Genomic DNA, 20,136 nt, shown 5'->3' with positions numbered 1-20,136 from the left:
CTTTCCCGCGTTACCTGCGTTACGTGCATTTCCCACCGCATTCCTTTCAGTTGCCCTTTTGACCCTCTCGACCCGCTGGCCCTAGATGCAACCCGCTTCCACCGCTCAACGCACGTCCCACGGCGCCGCCGACGACGCCGACCTCGCCCGCGACCTCGTCTACGGCCCCGAAGATCGCCCCGCCCCCACGCTCGCCTTCGTGGCCGCCCTGCAGCACCTGCTGGCCATCATCGTGCCGATCGTCACGCCGGGCCTGCTGATCTGCCAGGCGCTGGGCGTCTCGAGCCGCGACACCACGCTGATCGTTTCGATGTCGCTCGTGATCTCCGGCATCGCCACCTTTCTCCAGTGCAAGCGCTTTGGGCCGCTGGGTGCGGGCCTGCTGATCGTGCAGGGCACGAGCTTCAACTTCGTCGGCCCACTGATCGCGGGCGGCAGCTTGATGGTCCATGAAGGCGCGTCCGTGACCACGGTGATGTCGGCCATCTTCGGCGTGGTCATCGCGGGATCGTTCGTCGAAATGGGCGTCTCGCGCATCCTGCCCTTCATCAAGCGGCTCATCACGCCGCTCGTCACGGGCGTCGTGGTGCTGCTGATCGGCCTCACGCTCATCAAGGTCGGCCTCATCAGCATGGGCGGCGGCTATGGCGCCATCGCCAGCCACACCTTCGCGAGCGCCGAAAACCTCACGCTTTCGTTTGTCGTGCTCGGCACCATCATCGTGCTCAACCGCGTGCCTATCGTCTGGGTGCGCAGCACGGCGCTCGTCATCGCGCTCGCGGTCGGCTATATCGTGGCCGGCCTCATGGGCCGCCTCGACTTCACGGGCGCACGCGAAGCCGCGCTGTTTCAGATTCCGACCCCGCTGCACTTCGGCCTGAGCTTCTCATGGTCGCTGTTCGTGCCGATGCTGATCATCTACCTCGTCACCTCGCTCGAAGCCATCGGCGACGTCACGGCCACCAGCAAGATCTCGAAGGAGCCCGTGGAAGGCCCCGTGTGGATGCGGCGCATCAAGGGCGGCGTGCTCGTGAACGGCGCCAACTCGCTGATCGCCGGCGTGTTCAACACCTTCCCGAGCTCGGTCTTCGCGCAGAACAACGGCGTGATCCAGATCACCGGCATCGCGAGCCGACACGTGGGCATCTGGATCGCGGCGATGCTCGTGGTGCTCGGGCTGTTCCCGCCGGTCGCGGGCGCGCTGCAAGCCGTGCCCGAGCCCGTGCTGGGCGGCGCGGCCATGGTGATGTTCGGCGCCGTGGCCGCTTCGGGCATCAACATCCTCGCGGGCATCCGGCTGGACCGCCGCGCGCTGCTCATCATCTCGGTTTCGCTGTCGCTGGGCCTCGGCGTCTCGCAGGTGCCGGAGATTCTTGCGAACCTGCCGCACGCACTCAAGAACGTGCTGGAATCGGGCGTGGCCACGGGCGGCATCTGCGCGCTCGTGATGAACTGGTTCTTGCCTGAAAAGGCTTGATGGTGTGTTTGGGGCGCCAGGGCAATGAAGCCTGGCGCCCTTGTTTTTATGTAATTGATAGACGGTCTTGTTCCGGTTTATACGCACCGGAACGGCCCGTTCACCTGCCTGGAAATAGCTCGACGTTCGCGTCGTAAGCCGCCTGCTGGCGCGCGTAGGCATCGTCGAGATGGTCACGCAGCGCGCGCTCGGCCGCGTCGGGATCGAGCTGCTCCAGCGCCTCAAGTATCTTTTGATGCTGCTTCAGCGTCAGGTCGGCGACCGCCGGGTCGCGCACCGTCACATGACGCACACGGTCGATCGGCGCGCGCGCGAACTCCACGAGCTGCTGCAAGCGCGGCAACGGCGCCGCCGCGCACACCGTCGCATGAAAAGCGTTGTCGCACGCGATCGACGCCACGGCGTTATTACGCTCGATGGCGCGCCGGTGCGCTTCCTGAATGTCGTGCAACTGTTCACCGCCACAGCATTCGACATCGACAAAAGATCTACGAGGACTCACCCCGTTCATGGCAACGCAAGCTTGCACCTCACCCTATCGCGGCGTGTTTCCGGTCATGCCGACCATCTTCACCGAAACCGGCGAACTCGATCTCGACGGCCAGCGCCGCTACACCGACTTCATGATCGATGCGGGCTCGAACGGCCTGTGCATTCTCGCGAACTTCTCCGAGCAGTTCTCGCTCACCGACGCCGAAGGCGACACGGTCATGCGCACCGTGCTCGAATACGTCGCGGGCCGGGTGCTCGTGAACGGCTTCGGCACCGGCGTGGAGGTCGGCCATGCGATGGTCCACGGCGGACCTTTCCCGGCGACTTCGGATGGCCGATCGACTTCGGTCGGCAGCCTCGCGATCACGCGCTTTTTACGGCCCGTGTGCTACCAGGACCTGCCCGATGCGCTATTGCCCGAGGCGCTGCGCGCCGGGAATCCAGCCGGTTTGCCGCGCAGCGTGGACGGCGTGCTGGCTTGAGGGCGTCAATTAAGGACATCAATCGCGACGTGAAATTTCGCGGGGCCAACTCCGCAAGTTTCAAGCGATCGACGTTCGAAAGATCGCTAGCATTCCACTCCATTTTGCCGCCGTATTGCAGCGAGAAACTACATGCACTTGAGACGTTCGGAAGTAACGCGGCAGCCACGCTAGTCATTGCAAAGAATATACCAATCGATATTGTCTGCATTTTTGAGCGCCATTTCGGGTTGGCTTTGCGCGAAGTGGCTGCGCTTGTCGCTCGAATAAAGCAGCCCCGCCGAAGCGGGGCAAGCATCAGTGACCATCGCAACAGTTACTTGGACAACCGGGACTAATTTCGACCGTTACCTCTCGGCTATCGCTGCTTGTTTTCCCGGATTTAGCAACAGGATAGACTTGCGCTTTGACCTGCAACGGTGCATTCACTAATCCATCTTCTAACGCCTCACGCGCGACGATCACGGCGCGCCTCATAGCTAGCGCCTTCGCTGTGGGCTCGCTCTCTGCCGCACTGCCAACGATCGTTGTCCAATTCTGAATCGCATATTTTGAATTGACCATGTCCACCCACTCACGAAGGCGCGTACGCTCAGACGCTGAAATCTGCGAACTACTAACCTCGAATGCAACATGAACCTGCTCTGACGGCATATTTTGGGAACCCTTGCACTCGGCTTTGGCTCCCATCCCATAGAGAAATGCCAGCGCCAGAATTGAGTATTTTAAATATTTTAATTTATCCATGATAGGTGAATTCAAACCGCAAAAAGTGGCTCGCCATATATAACATATCCCGTTAACGTATCGGCATTTCGCAGGGCTTGTTCGGGATTATTTCGCGCCCATTCTGCGGCCTTCGGATCTATACCGTATCTTGGATCGCCGCTGGCGAACGTATCCGCGAAGTGTGTCACTTCGTGAATTAGTGTCGATAGTCGCGAGTCGCCATACATATTCTGATCGCGCAAGACGTTGCAAAATTTCAAGGCGATACCTACGAGCCGTCGCTCGGTATTTGGCCCGCATACATGCGCGGCCTCTTGGTCAACGTTGATTAGATTCGGGACGCAGCCAAGCATCCTATCCAGCTTCGGGTCGCTTCTAACAAGACTAGCCGGAGTCAGGGACTTTAGCGCGGCCAGATGACGCGAAAATCCAGCCATCAGGTATTGGCGTGTGCCGTCGTCGCTGCGGTTAAACCAATACGTCATTCGCGCTTTTGTGGCGCTGTCGTAGCGATTCAAGTCCGCAATTCTTCGTTCAACAAGTGTGACCGCCCAGCCTAAAAGACGCTTCGCCATCACTCGAAACTCCCGGTCTGTCATATTTGGACAAATCGGAGTTGTGTCAATCGTCACATAGACCATCGATCCCGGATTCGTGTTGGTGACAGCAGAATCGTGGACGACGAACCATTCTTCGTCTTCGGTTAGTTTGAATCCATACTTATTGTCGTTGGAGAATTCATTCATAGGTGAAGACTCCTGACGTGTAGAGTGTGAGTCTTTCAGTTCCGTCCGTTGCGATACGCTCCGTCTCACCGCATCCGTTTGTCGTGCCACTGATAACGCGTCCGCGATCGGTGACGATTCGATAGCGTACGCCCGCGAGCGCTCGCCCGCTGCTGTCCCTGAGCGAAAATTGCTCGTCATAGATGGCGTGCGGCACGGATGCCGAGCGGATTGGCGCCGCGACAGCTAACTCGCCGCACTCGTAATCTTCATAAGTGCAGCAACGGGCGTACAGTGCAACAACGCGTGGGTGCCGTTCGCATTTGCAGAGCACGATGTCGCCGCTTACGGCTTCGAACGCTTTTAGCCGCTCCTCCCAGCCTCGGCGACTTTCTTTAATACCCGCGCCAGCGAGGATTGGTCCAAAACTCTTGCAAACGCCGCACCATGCTTCGTGGCCCAAGTGAGTTTGCTTGCGTGAACGCCCGTACTGATCCTCTATGAACGAATACTCCGAACCGCCAATAACGCGGCTATCGCTCCCGTTATCGAGTGGATCGCCTTCGACAATTGCGTAATAGATTCCGCTCATTTACACGCCCTCATGGACGAATGCCATATCGTGAACCTCGGTCATTCCGACTAGAGCAACGGGATTGCCACCGTATCCCATCGCGATTCCCGTACCATCGGCTATTACCGCCTGTCTTCCGTCTTCATACGTCAAAACGTCGCCAACGCACGCAACCGGAAGGCGGCCAATGCGAAAGTCCGAACCACCGCAAACGCAACCGCCGCGCTCGGTGCTTGCTCCAATCGTTGCCAACGCATACATGTTCCCTTTCCGCTCCTGCTGAGCCGACATTTTCATACCTCCGGGAAGTAGACGAGAACGGCCGGCCCGGTAGTGCGGCCGGTGAGCTAAACGGGCTTTCGGTTTGCCCATTTAGGCGATACTCGTGCGATGCTGGGGGAGCGGGATATAGGACTCGTCCGAAAGAAAGGAGCAAGCACGGGCGGGTAATTCATTACGCATCGCGCCAGCACATTGATTTGACGATCGATAAATCCAGCCTAATCTGGCGAATTATTTGTACGGTCTAATCCGTGCCGAATAATCGGAGCCTGGCGCGGCGCTGCAGCGTGCATCGGCTCATCGCGACCATCGAGGCTGATCTGGTCTAGCGCTTATGTGCATTGCGCACGCCACCGGCTTCGAGTATGAAATCCGTTAACGTGCCGCCTATGTCGATGCCGACGCGTGGCCGCGCCGGTACCGATACGGATGACAATTCGCATCCGCGCTCGACCTCCGAACTCAGATATTCTCTTTCCGGCCTTCATGAACTGACTGCCCACCGTGCAGACGCCTCAGCGCGGCCAAATCCATCCATCCACGCTCCGTGCCTGCCACGCTCTCCGGCAGCGGCTGCCGCGGGTCGCCCAGATGCGGCAGCACGCGCAGCGCACCGTCGAAGCACTGCGTTTCCGTATATGCATTCGTGGTGATCACAGCCGGAATACCCGCGGCGCGTGCCGCACGCAGGCCGTTTTCCGAATCTTCCAGCGCGAGGCATTCGGCCGCCGGCACGCCTATCTGCTGCAAGACCGCGTAATACACGTCGGGCGCCGGCTTTTTCACGGGTGCGCTCGATGCATCGCACACCGCCGCGAAGCGCTTGCGCCAGGCTGCACCCAGCGGCCCGCTGAGCAGCGCGTCGAGATTGGCCGTCGTGGTCGTGGTGGCAATCGCCAGCGGCAAGCCCGCCGCATTCGCCTCGTCGATCAGGCGCGCGATGCCTGGCCGCAGCGCCACCGCGCCGCCATGCACGCGTTCGGTGTAATAGCGCGTCTTGATGGCATGGATCGCGGCTATCGTCTCCTTCATGCGCTTGCCGTCGGTCTCTTCCGGCTCGACACAGCGCCAGTAGCGCTCGATGCGCTCCTTGCCCCCCGCCACGTTGAGCAGACGCGTGTACAAAGCTTCGTCCCAATGCCAGTCGAGCCGGACTTCGGCAAACGCGGCGTTGAACGCTTCGCGATGCACCGCCTCCGTGTCGGCCATGGTGCCGTCCACGTCGAATATGAGCGCCTGCATGGGTCGCCTCTCCTTGCTGTGTTGCGCCATGGCGCAATAACGTCTTGAGCGCCGTTCGCGAACCGGACACATCCGGTTCGCGCGCTTGAACACGGGCTTGAATACGGACTTGAAGCCGCGCTTAAATCCGAGCTTAAATCCGCGTTTAAATCCGCGCCTGAAGCCGCGCGTGTTCCGCGCGGCTGCGCAGCCCTTCGATCACGCTGCGGTAGTCCGGCGCGCCGAACACCGCTGAGCCCGCAACGAGCGTATCGGCGCCCGCCGCCGCCACCTGCGCCACGTTATCGAGCTTGATGCCGCCATCGACTTCGAGGCGCGGCCGATGACCGGTGCGCACCCCCATGTGATCGATGAGCGTGGCCACCGCGCGAATCTTGCCGAGCACCGACTCGATGAACTTCTGCCCGCCAAAGCCGGGATTCACCGACATCAGCAGCACGAAGTCGAGGTCGCCCAGCACCTCGTCAAGCCACGCGAGCGGCGTGGCCGGATTGAGCGCGAGACCGGCGCGGCATCCGCGCTCCTTGATCTGATGGAGCGTGCGATGGACGTGATCGCTCGCCTCGGGATGAAAGCTGATCGAGTTCGCGCCGGCCTGCGCGAACTCCCCGACGAGCGCATCGACGGGCCGCACCATCAGATGCACGTCGATCGGCAACGACGTATGCGGGCGCAGCGCCGCGCACACCATGGGGCCCACCGTCAGGTTCGGCACGTAATGGTTGTCCATCACGTCGAAATGGAGCCAGTCGGCACCGGCCGCCTCGATCGCGCGGACCTCATCGCCCAGGCGCGCGAAATCGGCGGACAACAAGCTCGGTGCGATGAGCATGGGATTGAGCACGTCCATTGCGTCACCCCTTCGCGACGTAGCGTTCGGCCATCCGTTCGAGCGGCACTGGCTTGATGCGCGGGGCCGCACCAGCACAGCCGAATGCCTCGAAGCGGGCTGCGCAGATGCCGCGCGCAGCCTTTCTCGCCGCCGCGAATGCCTTGCGCGGATCGAATTCGGCGGGCTGCTCTGCGAACAGCTTGCGCATGGCGCCCGTCATCGCGAGCCGAATATCGGTGTCGATATTCACCTTGCGCACGCCGCTGCGAATGCCGCGCTGAATTTCCTCCACCGGTACGCCGTACGTCTCCTTGATGTCGCCGCCGTAGCGCCGGATGATTTCGAGCCATTCCTGCGGCACCGAAGACGAGCCGTGCATCACCAGGTGCGTATTGGGAATGCGTTCGTGGATCTGGGCGATGCGGTCGATGGCGAGAATGTCGCCGCTCGGCTTGCGCGTGAACTTGTAGGCGCCGTGCGACGTGCCGATCGCTATCGCGAGCGCGTCCACGCCAGTGCGTTCGACGAAGTCGCGCGCCTCGCCGGGGTCGGTCAGCAGCATGTCGTGCGAGAGCTTGCCCTGTGCGCCGACGCCGTCTTCCTCGCCGGCTTCGCCGGTCTCGAGAGAGCCGAGACAACCCAGTTCGCCTTCCACCGACACGCCTACCGCATGCGCCATCTCGCAGACGGTGCGCGTGACGCGCACGTTGTATTCGTAGCTCGCCGGCGTTTTCATGTCCTCCTCGAGCGAACCGTCCATCATCACGCTGGAAAAGCCGGAGCGGATCGCCATCTGACACACGGCGGGGCTGCCGCCGTGGTCCTGATGCAGCACGAGGGGAATGTCGGGATGCGCTTCGATGGCCGCGAGCACCATGTGGCGCAGGTAAGGCTCGCCCGCATACTTGCGCGCGCCGGCGGACGCCTGCAGGATCACCGGGCTTTGCGTTTCCTCGGCGGCTTCCATGATGGCCTGAATCTGCTCGAGATTGTTGACATTGAATGCCGGCGCGCCGTAACCATGCTCGGCGGCGTGATCGAGCAACTGGCGCAGTGAGATGAGTGCCATGAGAATCTCCTCTATAAAAACGGATGCGGCCCGAACCGCGAATCAGCCTGCGCGGCGCTGCAAGATATCGACGGCCGGCAGGACTTTGCCCTCCAGCACTTCGAGAAACGCGCCGCCGCCCGTGGAGATGTAACCCACGTCGGCGGCAATGCCGTATTTCGCAATCGCCGCCAGCGTGTCGCCGCCGCCCGCAAGCGAAAACGCGGGCGATGCGGCAATGGCGCGCGCGATCGTTTCGGTGCCGTGGCTGAACGCATCGAACTCGAATACGCCAACCGGTCCGTTCCAGACGATCGTGCCCGCCCGCGCAAGCCGCTCCGCCAGCATCGCTGCGGTCTTGGGGCCGATGTCGAGAATCAGTTCGTCCGCTTCGATATCCTTAACATCCTTCACGACAGCGGGCGCCGTAGCACAGAATGACTTCGCGCACACGACGTCGACCGGAATCGGCACCGACGCACCGCGCGCCGCCATCAAGTCCATGATCTCGCGTGCCTCACCCGCCAGATCTGGCTCGGCGAGCGACTTGCCTATCGGCAGCCCCGCTGCCAGCATGAAGGTGTTCGCAATGCCGCCGCCCACAATCAGCTGATCGACCTTCGCCGCGAGCGACTTGAGTATCGTGAGCTTGGTCGACACCTTCGAGCCTGCGACGATCGCAACCAGCGGGCGTGCCGGCGCACCGAGCGCCTTGCCGAGCGCATCGAGTTCGGCGATCAGCAGCGGCCCCGCGCAGGCGACGCCCGCGTATCGGGCAATGCCTGCGGTGGTGGCCTCCGCGCGATGCGCCGTGCCGAACGCATCGTTCACGTAGATGTCGCACAGGCGCGCCATTTTCAGCGCAAGCGCATCGTCGTTGGACTTCTCGCCCCGGTTCACGCGGTAGTTTTCGAGCAGCACGACTTCGCCCGGCTCGACGTTGAAGCCGCCCTCGGCCCAGTCTCGCACCAACCGCACCTCGCGGACGAGCAGTTCGGAAAGACGCGCGGCGACCGGCGCGAGCGAGTCCTGCTGCCTCAGTACGCCTTCATCCGGACGCCCGAGATGCGATGTCACCATCACCGCCGCCCCGGCTTGCGCGCACATGGCGATGGCCGGCAAGGACGCGCGAATGCGCGTGTCTTCGGCAATGCCGCCCCGTTCGTCGACCGGCACGTTCAGGTCGGCGCGGATGAAGACGCGCTTGCCGCGCAACGCGCCGCGCTCGGCCAGATCTTCGAGCCTCAACACCGATGCGTTCATTGCGGCGCCTCCATCCACGCGAGCGTCGTGTCGAGCATGCGGTTGCTGAAGCCCCATTCGTTGTCGTACCAGCTCAGCACCTTGACCAGCGTGCCGCCGATCACGCGCGTTTGCGTGGCGTCGAAAATCGACGAGCGCGGGTCGTGGTTGAAATCGACGGATACCAACGGCAAGTCGTTGTAGCCGAGAATGCCCTTCAACTCGCCATGCGCGGCATCGCGGACGATCTCGTTGACTTCCTCCACGCTCGTTGCACGTGCAGCCGTGAAGGTCAGGTCGACCACCGACACATTGATCGTGGGCACGCGTATCGCGAAGCCATCGAGGCGCCCATTCAGTTCGGGAATCACGAGGCCAACGGCGGCGGCCGCGCCCGTTTTGGTGGGGATCATCGAGTGCGTGGCCGAGCGCGCCCGGCGCAGGTCTTCGTGATAGACGTCGGTGAGCACCTGATCGTTCGTATACGAATGAATCGTCGTCATGAGGCCGTGCTCGATACCAAGCGCCGCATGCAGCGGCTTGACGAGCGGCGCCAGGCAATTGGTTGTGCATGACGCGTTCGAGACGACCGTGAACGACTGGCGCAGGACCGCATCGTTGACGCCATAGACGATGGTCGCGTCAACATCCTTGCCGCCCGGCGCGGAGATCATGACTTTGCGAGCGCCGGCGGCCAGATGCGCGGAGGCCTTCTCCTTGGTCGTGAAATGCCCCGTGCACTCGAACACCACGTCGACATCGAGCGCGCGCCACGGCAGTTGCGCCGGATCGCGCACGGACAGCACCTGGATGCGGTCGCCGTCGACTACGAGTGCGTCGCCGTCCACTTCGACGGTGCCCGCGAACTGGCCGTGCACGGTGTCGTAGCGCGTGAGATGCGCGTTGATGTGCGCATCGCCGATATCGTTGATCGCCACGATGCGGATTTCGCCGGTCCGCTTCGATTCATAAAGCGCGCGCAAGACATTGCGCCCGATGCGGCCATAACCGTTGATCGCTACGTTGACAGGCATGTTGTCTCCTTGATGTCGTGAATGGGCAGCTGATTCAGTTCGTATTCAGTTCGGATTCCATATGGCCCAAGCTCGATGGCAGCACGTAGTCCGCCATCTCCTCAATGGACGCGAACACGCGGTCCGGATGCGCCTGCGCAATGGGCACGCCGTGGTTGTAGCCGTAGGGCACGGCCCATGCAGCTACGCCCGCGCGGCGCGCCGACTGCACGTCGGTGCGCGAATCGCCCAAGTGCGCGGCCGCGGCCGTGGGAACCTCCAGGCGTTCCATGCAATAGAGAATCGGCGCAGGATGCGGCTTCTTGTCAGGAAGGCTGTCGCCGCCAAGCACGACGTCGAAATACGGCGCGAAGCCCGCGCGCTCGATCAGCCGCTGGGCGAAGCGGTGATCCTTGTTCGTGACCACGGCCATGCGCATGCCGGCGGCGCGCAGCCGCGCAAGCGCGGCCGGCACGCCCGGATAGGGCTTCGCCGTCGTGCCCGCCGTGGCGTCGTAATGCGCGTCGAATATGGGCATCATCTCGTCGAGCGTGACCTGTGCTTCGAAACCGTGGCGCACGAGCACCTGGCGCATCAGCTCTCGCGTGCCGTTGCCGATATAGCTGATCACGGTGTCGAGCGAGACCGGCGGCAGACCGTGGGCTTCGAGCGCGCGGTTGACCGCAAGCGAAATTTCGGGCGCCGTATCGAACAGCGTGCCGTCGAGATCGAAGGTGATGAGTTGTGTCTTCATGCCAGGCACGCCTCCACGATACGTTCCACGCTCAGGCCGAAGTGCGCGTACAGATCGGTTGCCGGCGCCGATTCGCCGAACGACGCGAGGCCGATCACCTTGCCGTCCGGGCCCACATACTTGTGCCAGAAGTCGCCGTGCGCGGCTTCCACCGCCACGCGGCGCACGCCCGCGGGCAGCACCGCCGCGCGCCATGCGGCGTCCTGCCGGTCGAACACGGAGGTCGACGGCATCGACACCACGCGTGCGCCCACGCCCAGTTGCGCGAGCCGGCTCTGCGCGTCTACCGCCATAGATACTTCGGATCCCGTAGCAATCAGAACAACGTCCGGCCTTCCGTCTGAGCAATCGTTCAGCACATAGCCGCCCTTGCGGATCTGTTCGATCCGGGCCTCGCCGGATGGCGTCTGTGGCAGGTTCTGGCGCGACAGCACGAGCGAAGTCGGCCCGTGCGCGCGCTCGATGGCCATCTGCCATGCAACCGCGGTTTCCACCGAATCGCACGGGCGCCACACATCGAGCCCCGGAATCAGGCGCAGGCTGGCAACGTGCTCGATCGGCTGATGGGTCGGCCCGTCCTCGCCAAGCCCGATCGAATCGTGCGTGAGCACATGGATCACGCGCAGCTTCATCAGCGCGCTCATGCGAATGGCGTTGCGCGCGTAGTCGGAGAACACGAGGAAGGTGCCTCCGTACGGAATGAAGCCGCCATGCAGCGCCATGCCGTTCATCATCGCCATCATCCCGAACTCGCGCACACCGTACGAGAGGTAGTTCGCACGCGGGTCGGGCGTGCCGCTAGGCACGAACGCCCGGGACGCCTTCACCGCGGTGAGATTGGAGCCGGTCAGGTCCGCCGAGCCGCCAAACAGCTCGGGCAAGGCGGGCACCAGCACTTCGAGCGCAAGCTGCGACGACTTGCGGGTGGCGCACGACGCGGTGGCGTCGCATGCCGCGCGAATCAGCTGCCCGGAAATACGCGGCCAGTCCTCAGGCAGCTCGCCGTTCGTACGACGCTCGAACTCCGCCGCCTCGTCCGGATACTCGATGCGATACGCTTCGAACAACGCTCGCCACTCGCGCACACGAGCCGCGCCGCGCTCGACCTCGCTCCAGCTTGCGCGGATCTCATCGGGGATCTCGAACGGCGCATGATCCCAGCCGAGCGCGCGGCGCGTCGCCGCGATTTCATCGGCGCCCAGCGGCGCGCCATGCACGTCGTGCGTGTCGGCCTTGTTCGGGGAACCCCAGCCGATCGTCGTGCGGCAGACGATCAGCGTCGGGCGCGCTGTATCGGCGTGCGCATCGCGTATCGCCGCCTCCACGGCCGCCGCGTCGTGGCCGTCGAGCGGCCCGACCACCTGCCAGCCATACGCGCGAAAGCGCGCTGCCGTGTCGTCGGTAAACCAGCCACTCACGTGGCCGTCGATCGAAATGCCGTTGTCGTCGTAGAAGGCGATCAGCTTGCCGAGCCCGAGCGTGCCCGCCAGCGAGCACGCTTCATGGCTCACGCCCTCCATCAGGCAGCCGTCCCCCAGAAACACGTAGGTATGGTGATCGACGACGGGATATCCAGGCCGATTGAAGCGCGCGGCCAGCAGTTGCTCCGCGAAGGCCATCCCCACGCTGTTCGCGAGCCCCTGGCCGAGCGGCCCCGTCGTCGTCTCGACGCCGGGCGTCAAACCATATTCAGGATGCCCAGGCGTCTTCGAATGCAGTTGCCGGAAGCGCTTGAGCTCGTCGAGCGGCAGATCGTAGCCCGAGAGGTGCAGCGCCGCGTACAGCAGCATCGAACCATGCCCGTTCGAGAGCGCGAAGCGATCGCGATTCGGCCAGGACGGATCGCGCGGGCTGTGCCGCAGATGTTCGCGCCACAGCACCTCGGCAATGTCGGCCATGCCCATCGGCATGCCCGGATGCCCAGACCTGGCGGCCTCCACGGCGTCGATGGCAAGAAAACGCAGCGCATTCGCGAGCTGGCGGCGGCTTGGCGGCGCCGCGCTCTCGCGGCCCGCAAGACTGGGGTGATTCATGAGGACACCTCTTTCGTGAGCGTGCGGTTACAGCAGCGCCTGCCGGCGGTTGCTCATCAAACGCAGGATCATCGGCGTGAAGATCAGCTGGATGGCGAGCCCCATCTTGCCGCCCGGACACACGATCGTGTTCGGCCGCGACATGTACGAGTCGTGCACCATCGAAAGCAGATAAGGAAAGTCGATGCCTTTCGGGTCCGCGAAGCGAATCACAAGCATGCTTTCGTCGAGCGAAGGAATGTCGCGCGCGATGAACGGATTCGACGTATCGACGACCGGCACGCGTTGCACGTTCACATGCGTGCGTGAGAACTGCGGGCAAATGTAGCTCACGTAGTCGGGCATGCGGCGCAGGATCGTGTCGACCACCGCTTCCTGCGAATAGCCGCGCAGGTTCTGGTCGCGATGCAGCTTCTGGATCCATTCGAGGTTGATCGTGGGCACCACGCCCACGAGCAGGTCCGCATGCTGCGCGACGTTCACGCGCTCGGTCACGACCGCACCGTGCAGCCCTTCATAGAACAGCAGGTCGGTGCCTTCCTGCAGATCGGTCCACGGCGTGAACGTGCCGGGCGCCTGGCCATACTCGGCACCTTCAGCTTCGTCGTGCAGATACTTGCGGCAGCGGCCCGTGCCGTTCTCGCCGTAAGCCTCGAACAACTGCGCGAGTTCCTCGAACAGGTTCCCGCTCGGCCCGAAATGGCTGAAGCTGTGCTCGCCGGAAGCCTCGGCCTCCTTGAGCTTCTGGCGCATCTGCAGGCGATCGTAGGCATGAAACGAATCGCCTTCGATGATCGCGGCGTTCACGCTCTCGCGCCGGAAAATGTGCTGGAACGCGCGTGTGATTGTCGTCGTGCCTGCGCCCGACGAACCCGTGATCACCACAATCGGATGTTTGGTCGACATGTCTCCTCCTGATGCTCGATCTCGTTGGCGCGCCTCAATGCGGCGCGCGAAACAGCGAACGCGTATTGAAAAGTGGTGAATCGAAGGGCTCGCCAGCGCCGCTGTCGAACTCGCGGTGATAGTGTTCGATGCGCTCGACCTCGCGCTGCGAGCCGAGAATGACCGGCACGCGCTGATGCAGCGCATCGGGCGGCACTTCGAGAATGCGGCCTCGCCCCGTCGACGCGCGGCCGCCCGCCTGCTCGACGAGCATCGCCATGGGGTTCGCCTCGTAGAGCAGCCTCAGCCGGCCCGGCTTCGCCGGATCCTTCTTGTCCTTCGGGTACATGAACACGCCGCCGCGCATGAGGATGCGGTGCACTTCGGCCACCAGCGACGCAATCCAGCGCATGTTGAAGTCGGTCTGGCGCACGCCGGCCTTGCCTTCGAGGCATTCGTCGACATAGCGCTGCACGGGCGGCTCCCAATAGCGCATGTTCGAGGCGTTGATGGCGAACTCGCGCGTTTCTTCGCAGATCCGCATATCGGGGTGCGTGAGGATGTACGCGCCAATCTCCGGATCGAGCGTGAAGCCGTGCACGCCGCGGCCGAGCGTCAGCACGATCATGTCGGCGGGCCCGAACAGCGCATAGCCCGCGCAAACCTGCGCCGTGCCCGGCTGCAAAAAGTCCTCCACCGTGGGCTCGGTCACGCCGGGAGGCGCCATGAGCACCGAGAAGATGGTGCCCACCGTCACGTTGACGTCGATGTTCGATGAGCCGTCGAGCGGGTCGAACAGCAACAGATAGCGCCCGCGCGGATACCCCGAGGGAATCTCGTAGGCGTGTTCGAGCTCCTCGGAAACCATGCCCGCGAGCTGGCCGCCCCACTCGCAGCACGAGAGCATAATCTCGTTGGAGATCACGTCGAGCTTCTGCTGCGTCTCGCCCTGCACGTTCTTCATGCCCGCCGCGCCTATCGCGCCATCGAGCGCGCCGCGCGCAACGCGCGCGCCGATGTACTTGCAGGCGGTCTGGATATCATTGACGAGCGCGGCAAGCTGCTCGTCCTGCGCCGGATGACGGCGGTGCTCCTCGATGATGAACTTCGAGAGCGTCGTTCGGCCATGTTGCATGGACGTCTCCTTTATCGATCTGTCTTTTCTGCGGTGTCGCCGAACACTCGGCTCGCGCGAATGTCGGCGGCCACGAGGGTTTCGAGCGCTTCCCGTGTCACCGCCTCGTTCGACGAGAACACGCGACTGGCCTGGCGCAGCCGTGCACGGTCGAGCGCATTGCGGATCGAGCGCGCATTCGCGAAGTTGGGTTGCGCCTTGCGCCGCGCAATGTAGTCGCGGAACGCCGCCTGCGCATCGTCGTCGAGCCGGTAATGCATGTCGTGCAGCATCCGTTCCGCAATCTCGAAGAGCTCCGTGTCGGTGTAGTCGGGAAAGTCGATGTGATGCGCAATACGCGACTTGAAACCCGGATTGCTCTGGAAAAACGTGTCCATGCGCTCCTTGTAGCCTGCGAGAATCACAACGAGGTCGTCACGCTGGTTCTCCATGATTTGCAACAGGATCTCGATCGCCTCCTGGCCGTAGTCGCGCTCGTTCTCGGGGCGATACAGGTAGTACGCCTCGTCGATGAAGAGCACGCCGCCCATCGCGCGCTTGAGCACCTCCTTCGTCTTGGGCGCGGTGTGGCCGATGTATTGGCCCACCAGATCGTCTCGGGTCACGGCCACCACGTGGCCTTTCCTGACGTAGCCGAGGCGATGCAGGATCTCGGCCATGCGCATCGCGACCGTGGTCTTACCCGTGCCTGGGTTGCCGGTGAAGCACATATGCAGCGAAGGCGCAGCGGTTGCCATGCCGAGCTCCTTGCGCGCGCGCTCGACCACGAGAAACGCGGCAATCTCGGCAATGCGTGTCTTCACGGGCCTCAGCCCGACCAGCTCGCGATCGAGGCGCTCGAGCACATCGTGAATCTGTGCGTCGCGCACGATGGCCTGCAGATCGATGGCGGTTTCAGTGCTCATGGCGTCCAGTCCCGTCAATAGTGAGGATTGCCTGGCGCGCGGCTTGCGCCGCGCGCCGCTCAGTTGTCACGATCGCTATCGCAATCGGCCAGGGTATCGACATCACCCCGCCGGGCGTGCCCGCATCACTCGTAGCGCTCGCCCGATGGCTTGTCGTCCGCATAGGGACGCACACTGTAGTGGAGCTTGCGCGCCGCGCCGTCGTCGCGTCCGAGGCGGAAGCCCGGCTCGTCGGCCGGCCGCGCGACGATGAACGACAGCCGTGTGGTTTCGAAGCCGAACGTGGAATCGAACGCGTTCACCTTTACGTAATGGCGCGGCTTCGCCTTGCGGCACGCATCCACTTCGAGCATCACGCCGGCCGCGTCCTTGAGATCGAACATCGGCAGGCCCCACATTTCCCAATACGCGTTGCGCGGGTGCGGATCGTCGGTGAACTCCACCGAGCAGGCCCAGCCCTCGCGCAGCGCATAGTCGATCTGCGCGCGGATCTCGGTGTCAGTGAGGTCCGGCAGGAAAGAAAAAGTCCCTTGAGTGAGTCGCATATCGTTCTCCTATCCTTTTCGCGTGATTTACGAGGCCGTTGCCGTGGTCACGAAGTCCGGCGTATCGGTGGACGCGTAGTTGAAGGTCACGTCGCGCCAGGTGTCGAGCGCCTGCTTGAGCGGCGTACACCAGCGGGCAGCCTCTTCGAGAATCTGCGGCCCCTCGGCGGCGATATCGCGCCCTTCGTTGCGGGCCTTCGTCATCGTTTCGAGCGCAACGCGATTCGCGGTCGCGCCGGCCTGAATGCCCATCGGGTGACCGATCGTGCCGCCGCCGAACTGCAGCACGACGTCGTCGCCGAACAGCGTGAGCAATTGATGCATCTGCCCCGCGTGGATGCCGCCTGAGGCAACCGGCAAGACCTTCTTCAGCGCCGCCCAGTCCTGTTCGAAGAACAGGCCGCGCTGCAGATCGACTTCGTTGCGCTCGTCGCGGCACACGTTGTAAAAGCCTTGCACGGTGAGCGGATCGCCTTCGAGCTTGCCAACCGCCGTGCCCGTGTGCAGGTGGTCGACGCCCGCGAGCCGAAGCCATTTCGCGATCACGCGGAACGACACGCCGTGAGACTTCTGCCGCGTATAGGTGCTGTGGCCCGCGCGGTGCATATGCAGGATCATGTCGTTCTTGCGCGCCCAGTTCGAGATCGACTGGATCGCGGTCCAGCCGATCACGAGGTCGACCATCACGATGCACGAACCCAGTTCCTTGGCGAATTCGCCGCGCTCGTACATGTCCTCCATCGTCGCGGCGGTAATGTTCATGTAATGTCCCTTGATCTCGCCGCTCATCGCCTCCGCGCGCTTGACCGCTTCCGTGCAGTACAGAAACCGGTCGCGCCAGTGCATGAAGGGCTGCGAGTTGATGTTCTCGTCGTCCTTCGTGAAGTCGAGGCCGCCGGCGAGCCCCTCGTAGACGACGCGCCCGTAGTTCTTGCCGGAGAGGCCGAGCTTGGGCTTCATCGTCGCGCCGAGCAGTGCACGGCCGAACTTGTCGAGCCGCTCGCGCTCCACGACGATGCCGGTCGGCGGCCCCTTGAAGGTCTTCACATAGGCAACCGGAATGCGCATGTCCTCCAGGCGCAATGCCTTCAAGGGCTTGAAGCCGAATACATTGCCGATGATCGACGCAGTGAGGTTCGCGATCGATCCTTCCTCGAACAGTTCGAGCTCGTAGGCGATATAGGCAAAGTACTGCTGCTCGGTGGACGTGCCAGGGCCGGTGTTGGGCACCGGGTCGACGCGGTACGCCTTCGCGCGATACTTGTCGCAGGCCGTGAGCCGGTCGGTCCACACTACAGTCCATGTCGCCGTCGACGACTCGCCCGCGACGGCCGCGGCCGCTTCGTCCGGATCCACACCCGCCTGAGGCGTGATGCGGAACAGGGCGATAACGTCCGTTTCCTTGGGTTCATAATCCGGCTGCCAGTACCCCATCTGCTTGTACTTGAGCACGCCGGCTGCATAACGTTGCTTGGCGTCCGTAATCACACCGCTTTCCACAGGCTTGGTCATCGTCTCGCTCCTTGGTGGCTGACCTCATGGACACCAAGGTTATGCGGCGGGATAATTCATGTACATTCACGAATTTCTTTTCGTCGATTAAGGATTTCTTAATGAGAGGCGTGACGCTCCGGCAAATACGTGTCTTCGTCGCAGTGGCACGCCATCTGAACTTCTCGCGCGCGGCCGAAATGCTGAGCCTTACGCCGCCTGCAGTCACCATGCAGATTCGCGAGCTCGAAACGCAGGTCGGCTTGCCGCTGTTCGACCGCGAAGGCAGGAATGTTTCGCTCACCATCACAGGTGAGTATTTCCTCGTCTACGCGCGCAAGATCCTTGCGACGCTGAAGGACGCCGAGGACATGGTGGCCCGCTTCAAGAAGGTCCAGACAGGCCGGCTCGTGATCGGGATGGTCAGTACCGCGCAATATTTCGTGCCGCCGCTGCTCGGGCGCTTTTGCAAGGATCACCCCGGTGTCGAAGTGAGTCTCACCGTCGGCAATCGTCAGACGCTGGTGGAGCAATTGCAGCGCAACGAAGTGGATCTGGCCGTGATGGGTCGCCCTTCCAGGGAGCTCGCCACGCGCGCGGAGCCGTTCGCGGCCCACCCGCTCGTGTTCGTCGCCGCACCGGACCATCCGCTGGTGCGGCTCGGCCACGTGCCGGCCCAGGCGCTCGCTACCTATAACTTCATCGTGCGCGAACCCGGCTCCGGCACCCGCGCGGTGCTGGAGGCCTACTTCGAGAAGCATGGCCTGACGCCGCACATCACCATGGAAATGTCGGGTAACGAAACGATCAAGCAGGCCGTGATGGCCAATATGGGCGTCAGCCTGCTGTCCCTGCACACGTTGGGGCTGGAGCTGAGCAGCGGACGCCTGGTGGTGGTGGACGTCGAAGACACACCGGTATGGCGCCGGTGGTACATGGTGAACCTGCTATCGAAGATATTGTCGCCGCCAGCCGAGGCGTTTCGCTATTTCATGCTCGAGCACGCGGAAGAGTATCTGTCACAGGAGTTCGGACAGACATGAAAAGCGTGGGCATAGCCGATATTTATAATCGGATTTGAACCGGCCATGCCACCGATACTTGAAATCGGATATGAAAAGACGAAACCGCCGTTGCCAAGGACTCGCGCAACGGCGCAAATTAGTTCGGATAACTCATGTACCTGCGCCTTCCGAAGCCGGTGTGGCCGCATTGGGGGCGTGGCCGATACCGCCTTCCTGCAGCCAGTAGCCGAGGCCCATGAAAACCGCGCCGCCGGCGATATTGCCCGCAGTCACGAAAACTTCGTTGTGGATCGCTCCGGCGAGCGTGATCGACGCAGGGTGATCGGCCATCAGCGCCAGCGCGAAGGCAAACATGTTGGCTACGCTGTGCTCGAAGCCGCAGGCCACGAACGCGAATATGGGCCAGAAGATGAGGCCGAGCTTTGCCGCGTCGTTCTTTGTGCGTGCGGCCATCCAGATCGCGAGGCACACCAGCCAGTTGCATAGCAGGCCCTTGGCGAAGAGCGCAAGGCCCGGGGCCGCCATCTTGGCCTCCACGGCCTTGAAGAATACCGCTGAGCCATCGGTCAACAGCACGCCGCCGCCGGCCGCGAGCAAGATGGCCGAGAGCACAATGGCGCCACACAGGTTGCCCACCCACGACGCTATCCACACCAGCAGCAGGCCGCCCACGCCAGTCTCCCCTCGCAATAGGGCCAGCGGCATATACATGGCCGTTCCCGTGAACAGATCGGAGCCGGCGAACACGACAATGGTGAGCGCGCAGGCGAACACCGCGCCCATCACGAGATGCACGAAAGCCGGATCGACATGCGCGCCCACCGTAAACATCAGAATGTCACCGAAGCCGATATAGGCGCCCGCCATGCCAGCACCAATCAGAAATGCCAGAGGCGCGTGATGCGCCGTCGACGCACGGTGGGCGCCTCTCTTCGCAAACAGGTCAATACTTTCCGCGTACATTGCTGCTCCCAGTAAGGATCGGTCTCCGCCGCCGGAGACGAGTCGGACCATGCGCCGCATGGCCCGATGTTCACCACCCCCCTCTTTCTCCTGCCCGCCATCGTTTTATGGAGTGCAAGGTTAGGTGGCGTCGCGATCCCTGTACATTCAGCTTTTTCTTGCCCGAGCTTAAGAAGTTTTTAATCGAGTGCAGCCGGTCCGCTTACATTGCTCACGCCGCCTGGATCGCCTTCGCAGGCGCCGATATCGTGCCCTGGTGCAC

At 62.9% G+C, this 20,136-nt stretch carries 20 protein-coding genes; 3 read left to right on the top strand and 17 right to left on the bottom strand.

Annotation, left to right across the window (positions count from 1 at the left end; translation table 11 throughout):
* The first annotated feature begins 85 nt into the window (after positions 1 to 85).
* Complete coding sequence (locus tag NH14_RS19760) at positions 86 to 1,477, top strand: uracil-xanthine permease family protein (protein ID WP_035524678.1); 1,392 nt, start codon at positions 86 to 88, stop codon at positions 1,475 to 1,477.
* 100 nt (positions 1,478 to 1,577) lie between these two features.
* Here NH14_RS19760 and NH14_RS19755 read toward each other — a convergent pair whose 3' ends face one another.
* A complete protein-coding gene (locus tag NH14_RS19755) occupies positions 1,578 to 1,928 on the bottom strand; it encodes an FCD domain-containing protein (protein ID WP_237179700.1) in 351 nt (116 codons plus the stop codon).
* On the opposite strand from NH14_RS19755, the gene NH14_RS33895 reads away from it, so the two are divergent.
* Positions 1,918 to 2,451 (top strand): dihydrodipicolinate synthase family protein, encoded by a 534-nt coding sequence (locus tag NH14_RS33895; protein WP_331253463.1) that lies wholly within the window; start codon positions 1,918 to 1,920, stop codon positions 2,449 to 2,451. The genes NH14_RS19755 and NH14_RS33895 overlap by 11 nt on opposite strands.
* A 297-nt stretch (positions 2,452 to 2,748) precedes the next feature.
* Here the strand turns inward: NH14_RS33895 and NH14_RS19745 are convergent, their stop codons facing one another.
* The 15 genes from NH14_RS19745 to NH14_RS19675 form a co-directional block, all read right to left on the bottom strand.
* Entirely contained in the window at positions 2,749 to 3,198 is a 450-nt protein-coding gene (locus tag NH14_RS19745) for an OmpA family protein (RefSeq protein ID WP_152617106.1), read from the bottom strand.
* An 11-nt stretch (positions 3,199 to 3,209) separates the two neighbouring features.
* Entirely contained in the window at positions 3,210 to 3,926 is a 717-nt protein-coding gene (locus NH14_RS19740) for a M35 family metalloendopeptidase (protein WP_084225274.1), read from the bottom strand.
* Positions 3,919 to 4,497, bottom strand: coding sequence for a PAAR domain-containing protein (locus NH14_RS19735; RefSeq protein ID WP_052147931.1), 579 nt, complete (start codon positions 4,495 to 4,497; stop codon positions 3,919 to 3,921). Before NH14_RS19735 ends, NH14_RS19740 begins: the two co-directional genes overlap by 8 nt.
* A gap of 726 nt (positions 4,498 to 5,223) precedes the next feature.
* Positions 5,224 to 6,003 carry an HAD-IA family hydrolase gene (locus tag NH14_RS19730; protein WP_052147929.1) on the bottom strand — a complete coding sequence of 260 codons (780 nt, stop codon included), beginning with the start codon at positions 6,001 to 6,003 and terminating at the stop codon, positions 5,224 to 5,226.
* A 145-nt stretch (positions 6,004 to 6,148) separates the two neighbouring features.
* Positions 6,149 to 6,853, bottom strand: a complete 705-nt coding sequence (gene rpe, locus NH14_RS19725) for a ribulose-phosphate 3-epimerase (protein WP_237179699.1) — start codon at positions 6,851 to 6,853, stop codon at positions 6,149 to 6,151.
* Between the two features lie 4 nt (positions 6,854 to 6,857).
* Complete coding sequence (gene fba / locus NH14_RS19720) at positions 6,858 to 7,904, bottom strand: class II fructose-bisphosphate aldolase (protein WP_035524674.1); 1,047 nt, start codon at positions 7,902 to 7,904, stop codon at positions 6,858 to 6,860.
* Between the two features lie 42 nt (positions 7,905 to 7,946).
* Positions 7,947 to 9,146 carry a phosphoglycerate kinase gene (locus NH14_RS19715; RefSeq protein WP_035524671.1) on the bottom strand — a complete coding sequence of 400 codons (1,200 nt, stop codon included), beginning with the start codon at positions 9,144 to 9,146 and terminating at the stop codon, positions 7,947 to 7,949.
* Complete coding sequence (gene gap / locus NH14_RS19710) at positions 9,143 to 10,159, bottom strand: type I glyceraldehyde-3-phosphate dehydrogenase (RefSeq protein ID WP_035524668.1); 1,017 nt, start codon at positions 10,157 to 10,159, stop codon at positions 9,143 to 9,145. The genes NH14_RS19715 and gap overlap by 4 nt, the downstream gene beginning before the upstream one ends.
* A 34-nt stretch (positions 10,160 to 10,193) precedes the next feature.
* A complete protein-coding gene (locus tag NH14_RS19705) occupies positions 10,194 to 10,892 on the bottom strand; it encodes a phosphoglycolate phosphatase (protein WP_035524665.1) in 699 nt (232 codons plus the stop codon).
* A complete protein-coding gene (gene tkt / locus NH14_RS19700; RefSeq protein ID WP_052147928.1) occupies positions 10,889 to 12,925 on the bottom strand; it encodes a transketolase in 2,037 nt (678 codons plus the stop codon). Before tkt ends, NH14_RS19705 begins: the two co-directional genes overlap by 4 nt.
* A gap of 27 nt (positions 12,926 to 12,952) precedes the next feature.
* Positions 12,953 to 13,831, bottom strand: coding sequence for a phosphoribulokinase (locus NH14_RS19695; RefSeq protein ID WP_035524663.1), 879 nt, complete (start codon positions 13,829 to 13,831; stop codon positions 12,953 to 12,955).
* A gap of 34 nt (positions 13,832 to 13,865) precedes the next feature.
* Positions 13,866 to 14,945, bottom strand: a complete 1,080-nt coding sequence (locus NH14_RS19690; protein WP_035524660.1) for a class 1 fructose-bisphosphatase — start codon at positions 14,943 to 14,945, stop codon at positions 13,866 to 13,868.
* A gap of 11 nt (positions 14,946 to 14,956) precedes the next feature.
* A complete protein-coding gene (gene cbbX, locus NH14_RS19685; protein ID WP_035524657.1) occupies positions 14,957 to 15,850 on the bottom strand; it encodes a CbbX protein in 894 nt (297 codons plus the stop codon).
* Positions 15,851 to 15,975: 125 nt separating this feature from the next.
* Entirely contained in the window at positions 15,976 to 16,395 is a 420-nt protein-coding gene (locus NH14_RS19680; protein WP_035524655.1) for a ribulose bisphosphate carboxylase small subunit, read from the bottom strand.
* Between the two features lie 27 nt (positions 16,396 to 16,422).
* Entirely contained in the window at positions 16,423 to 17,907 is a 1,485-nt protein-coding gene (locus NH14_RS19675) for a form I ribulose bisphosphate carboxylase large subunit (protein ID WP_035524651.1), read from the bottom strand.
* A gap of 101 nt (positions 17,908 to 18,008) precedes the next feature.
* Here NH14_RS19675 and NH14_RS19670 point away from each other — a divergent pair, with 101 nt between their 5' ends.
* A complete protein-coding gene (locus NH14_RS19670; protein ID WP_035524649.1) occupies positions 18,009 to 18,929 on the top strand; it encodes a LysR family transcriptional regulator in 921 nt (306 codons plus the stop codon).
* A gap of 132 nt (positions 18,930 to 19,061) precedes the next feature.
* Here NH14_RS19670 and NH14_RS19665 read toward each other — a convergent pair whose 3' ends face one another.
* A complete protein-coding gene (locus NH14_RS19665) occupies positions 19,062 to 19,874 on the bottom strand; it encodes a formate/nitrite transporter family protein (protein WP_035524646.1) in 813 nt (270 codons plus the stop codon).
* Positions 19,875 to 20,136 lie beyond the last annotated feature (262 nt).

It is taken from the genome of Paraburkholderia sacchari (assembly GCF_000785435.2).
Taxonomy (GTDB): Bacteria; Pseudomonadota; Gammaproteobacteria; order Burkholderiales; family Burkholderiaceae; genus Paraburkholderia; species Paraburkholderia sacchari.
The sequence above is the reverse complement of the archived record's forward strand: the minus strand, read 5'-3'. Positions and strand labels throughout refer to the sequence as shown.

Coding starts and splice junctions, on each gene's coding strand:
- cbbX (WP_035524657.1), bottom strand. CDS start 15,850: ATGAGCACTGAAACCGCCATCGATCTGCAGGCCATCGTGCGCGACGCA.
- NH14_RS19680 (WP_035524655.1), bottom strand. CDS start 16,395: ATGCGACTCACTCAAGGGACTTTTTCTTTCCTGCCGGACCTCACTGAC.
- NH14_RS19705 (WP_035524665.1), bottom strand. CDS start 10,892: ATGAAGACACAACTCATCACCTTCGATCTCGACGGCACGCTGTTCGAT.
- tkt (WP_052147928.1), bottom strand. CDS start 12,925: ATGAATCACCCCAGTCTTGCGGGCCGCGAGAGCGCGGCGCCGCCAAGC.
- NH14_RS33895 (WP_331253463.1), top strand. CDS start 1,918: ATGTCGTGCAACTGTTCACCGCCACAGCATTCGACATCGACAAAAGAT.
- NH14_RS19695 (WP_035524663.1), bottom strand. CDS start 13,831: ATGTCGACCAAACATCCGATTGTGGTGATCACGGGTTCGTCGGGCGCA.
- NH14_RS19745 (WP_152617106.1), bottom strand. CDS start 3,198: ATGGATAAATTAAAATATTTAAAATACTCAATTCTGGCGCTGGCATTT.
- NH14_RS19735 (WP_052147931.1), bottom strand. CDS start 4,497: ATGAGCGGAATCTATTACGCAATTGTCGAAGGCGATCCACTCGATAAC.
- gap (WP_035524668.1), bottom strand. CDS start 10,159: ATGCCTGTCAACGTAGCGATCAACGGTTATGGCCGCATCGGGCGCAAT.
- NH14_RS19740 (WP_084225274.1), bottom strand. CDS start 3,926: ATGAATGAATTCTCCAACGACAATAAGTATGGATTCAAACTAACCGAA.
- fba (WP_035524674.1), bottom strand. CDS start 7,904: ATGGCACTCATCTCACTGCGCCAGTTGCTCGATCACGCCGCCGAGCAT.
- NH14_RS19675 (WP_035524651.1), bottom strand. CDS start 17,907: ATGACCAAGCCTGTGGAAAGCGGTGTGATTACGGACGCCAAGCAACGT.
- NH14_RS19670 (WP_035524649.1), top strand. CDS start 18,009: ATGAGAGGCGTGACGCTCCGGCAAATACGTGTCTTCGTCGCAGTGGCA.
- NH14_RS19760 (WP_035524678.1), top strand. CDS start 86: ATGCAACCCGCTTCCACCGCTCAACGCACGTCCCACGGCGCCGCCGAC.
- NH14_RS19665 (WP_035524646.1), bottom strand. CDS start 19,874: ATGTACGCGGAAAGTATTGACCTGTTTGCGAAGAGAGGCGCCCACCGT.
- rpe (WP_237179699.1), bottom strand. CDS start 6,853: ATGGACGTGCTCAATCCCATGCTCATCGCACCGAGCTTGTTGTCCGCC.
- NH14_RS19730 (WP_052147929.1), bottom strand. CDS start 6,003: ATGCAGGCGCTCATATTCGACGTGGACGGCACCATGGCCGACACGGAG.
- NH14_RS19690 (WP_035524660.1), bottom strand. CDS start 14,945: ATGCAACATGGCCGAACGACGCTCTCGAAGTTCATCATCGAGGAGCAC.
- NH14_RS19715 (WP_035524671.1), bottom strand. CDS start 9,146: ATGAACGCATCGGTGTTGAGGCTCGAAGATCTGGCCGAGCGCGGCGCG.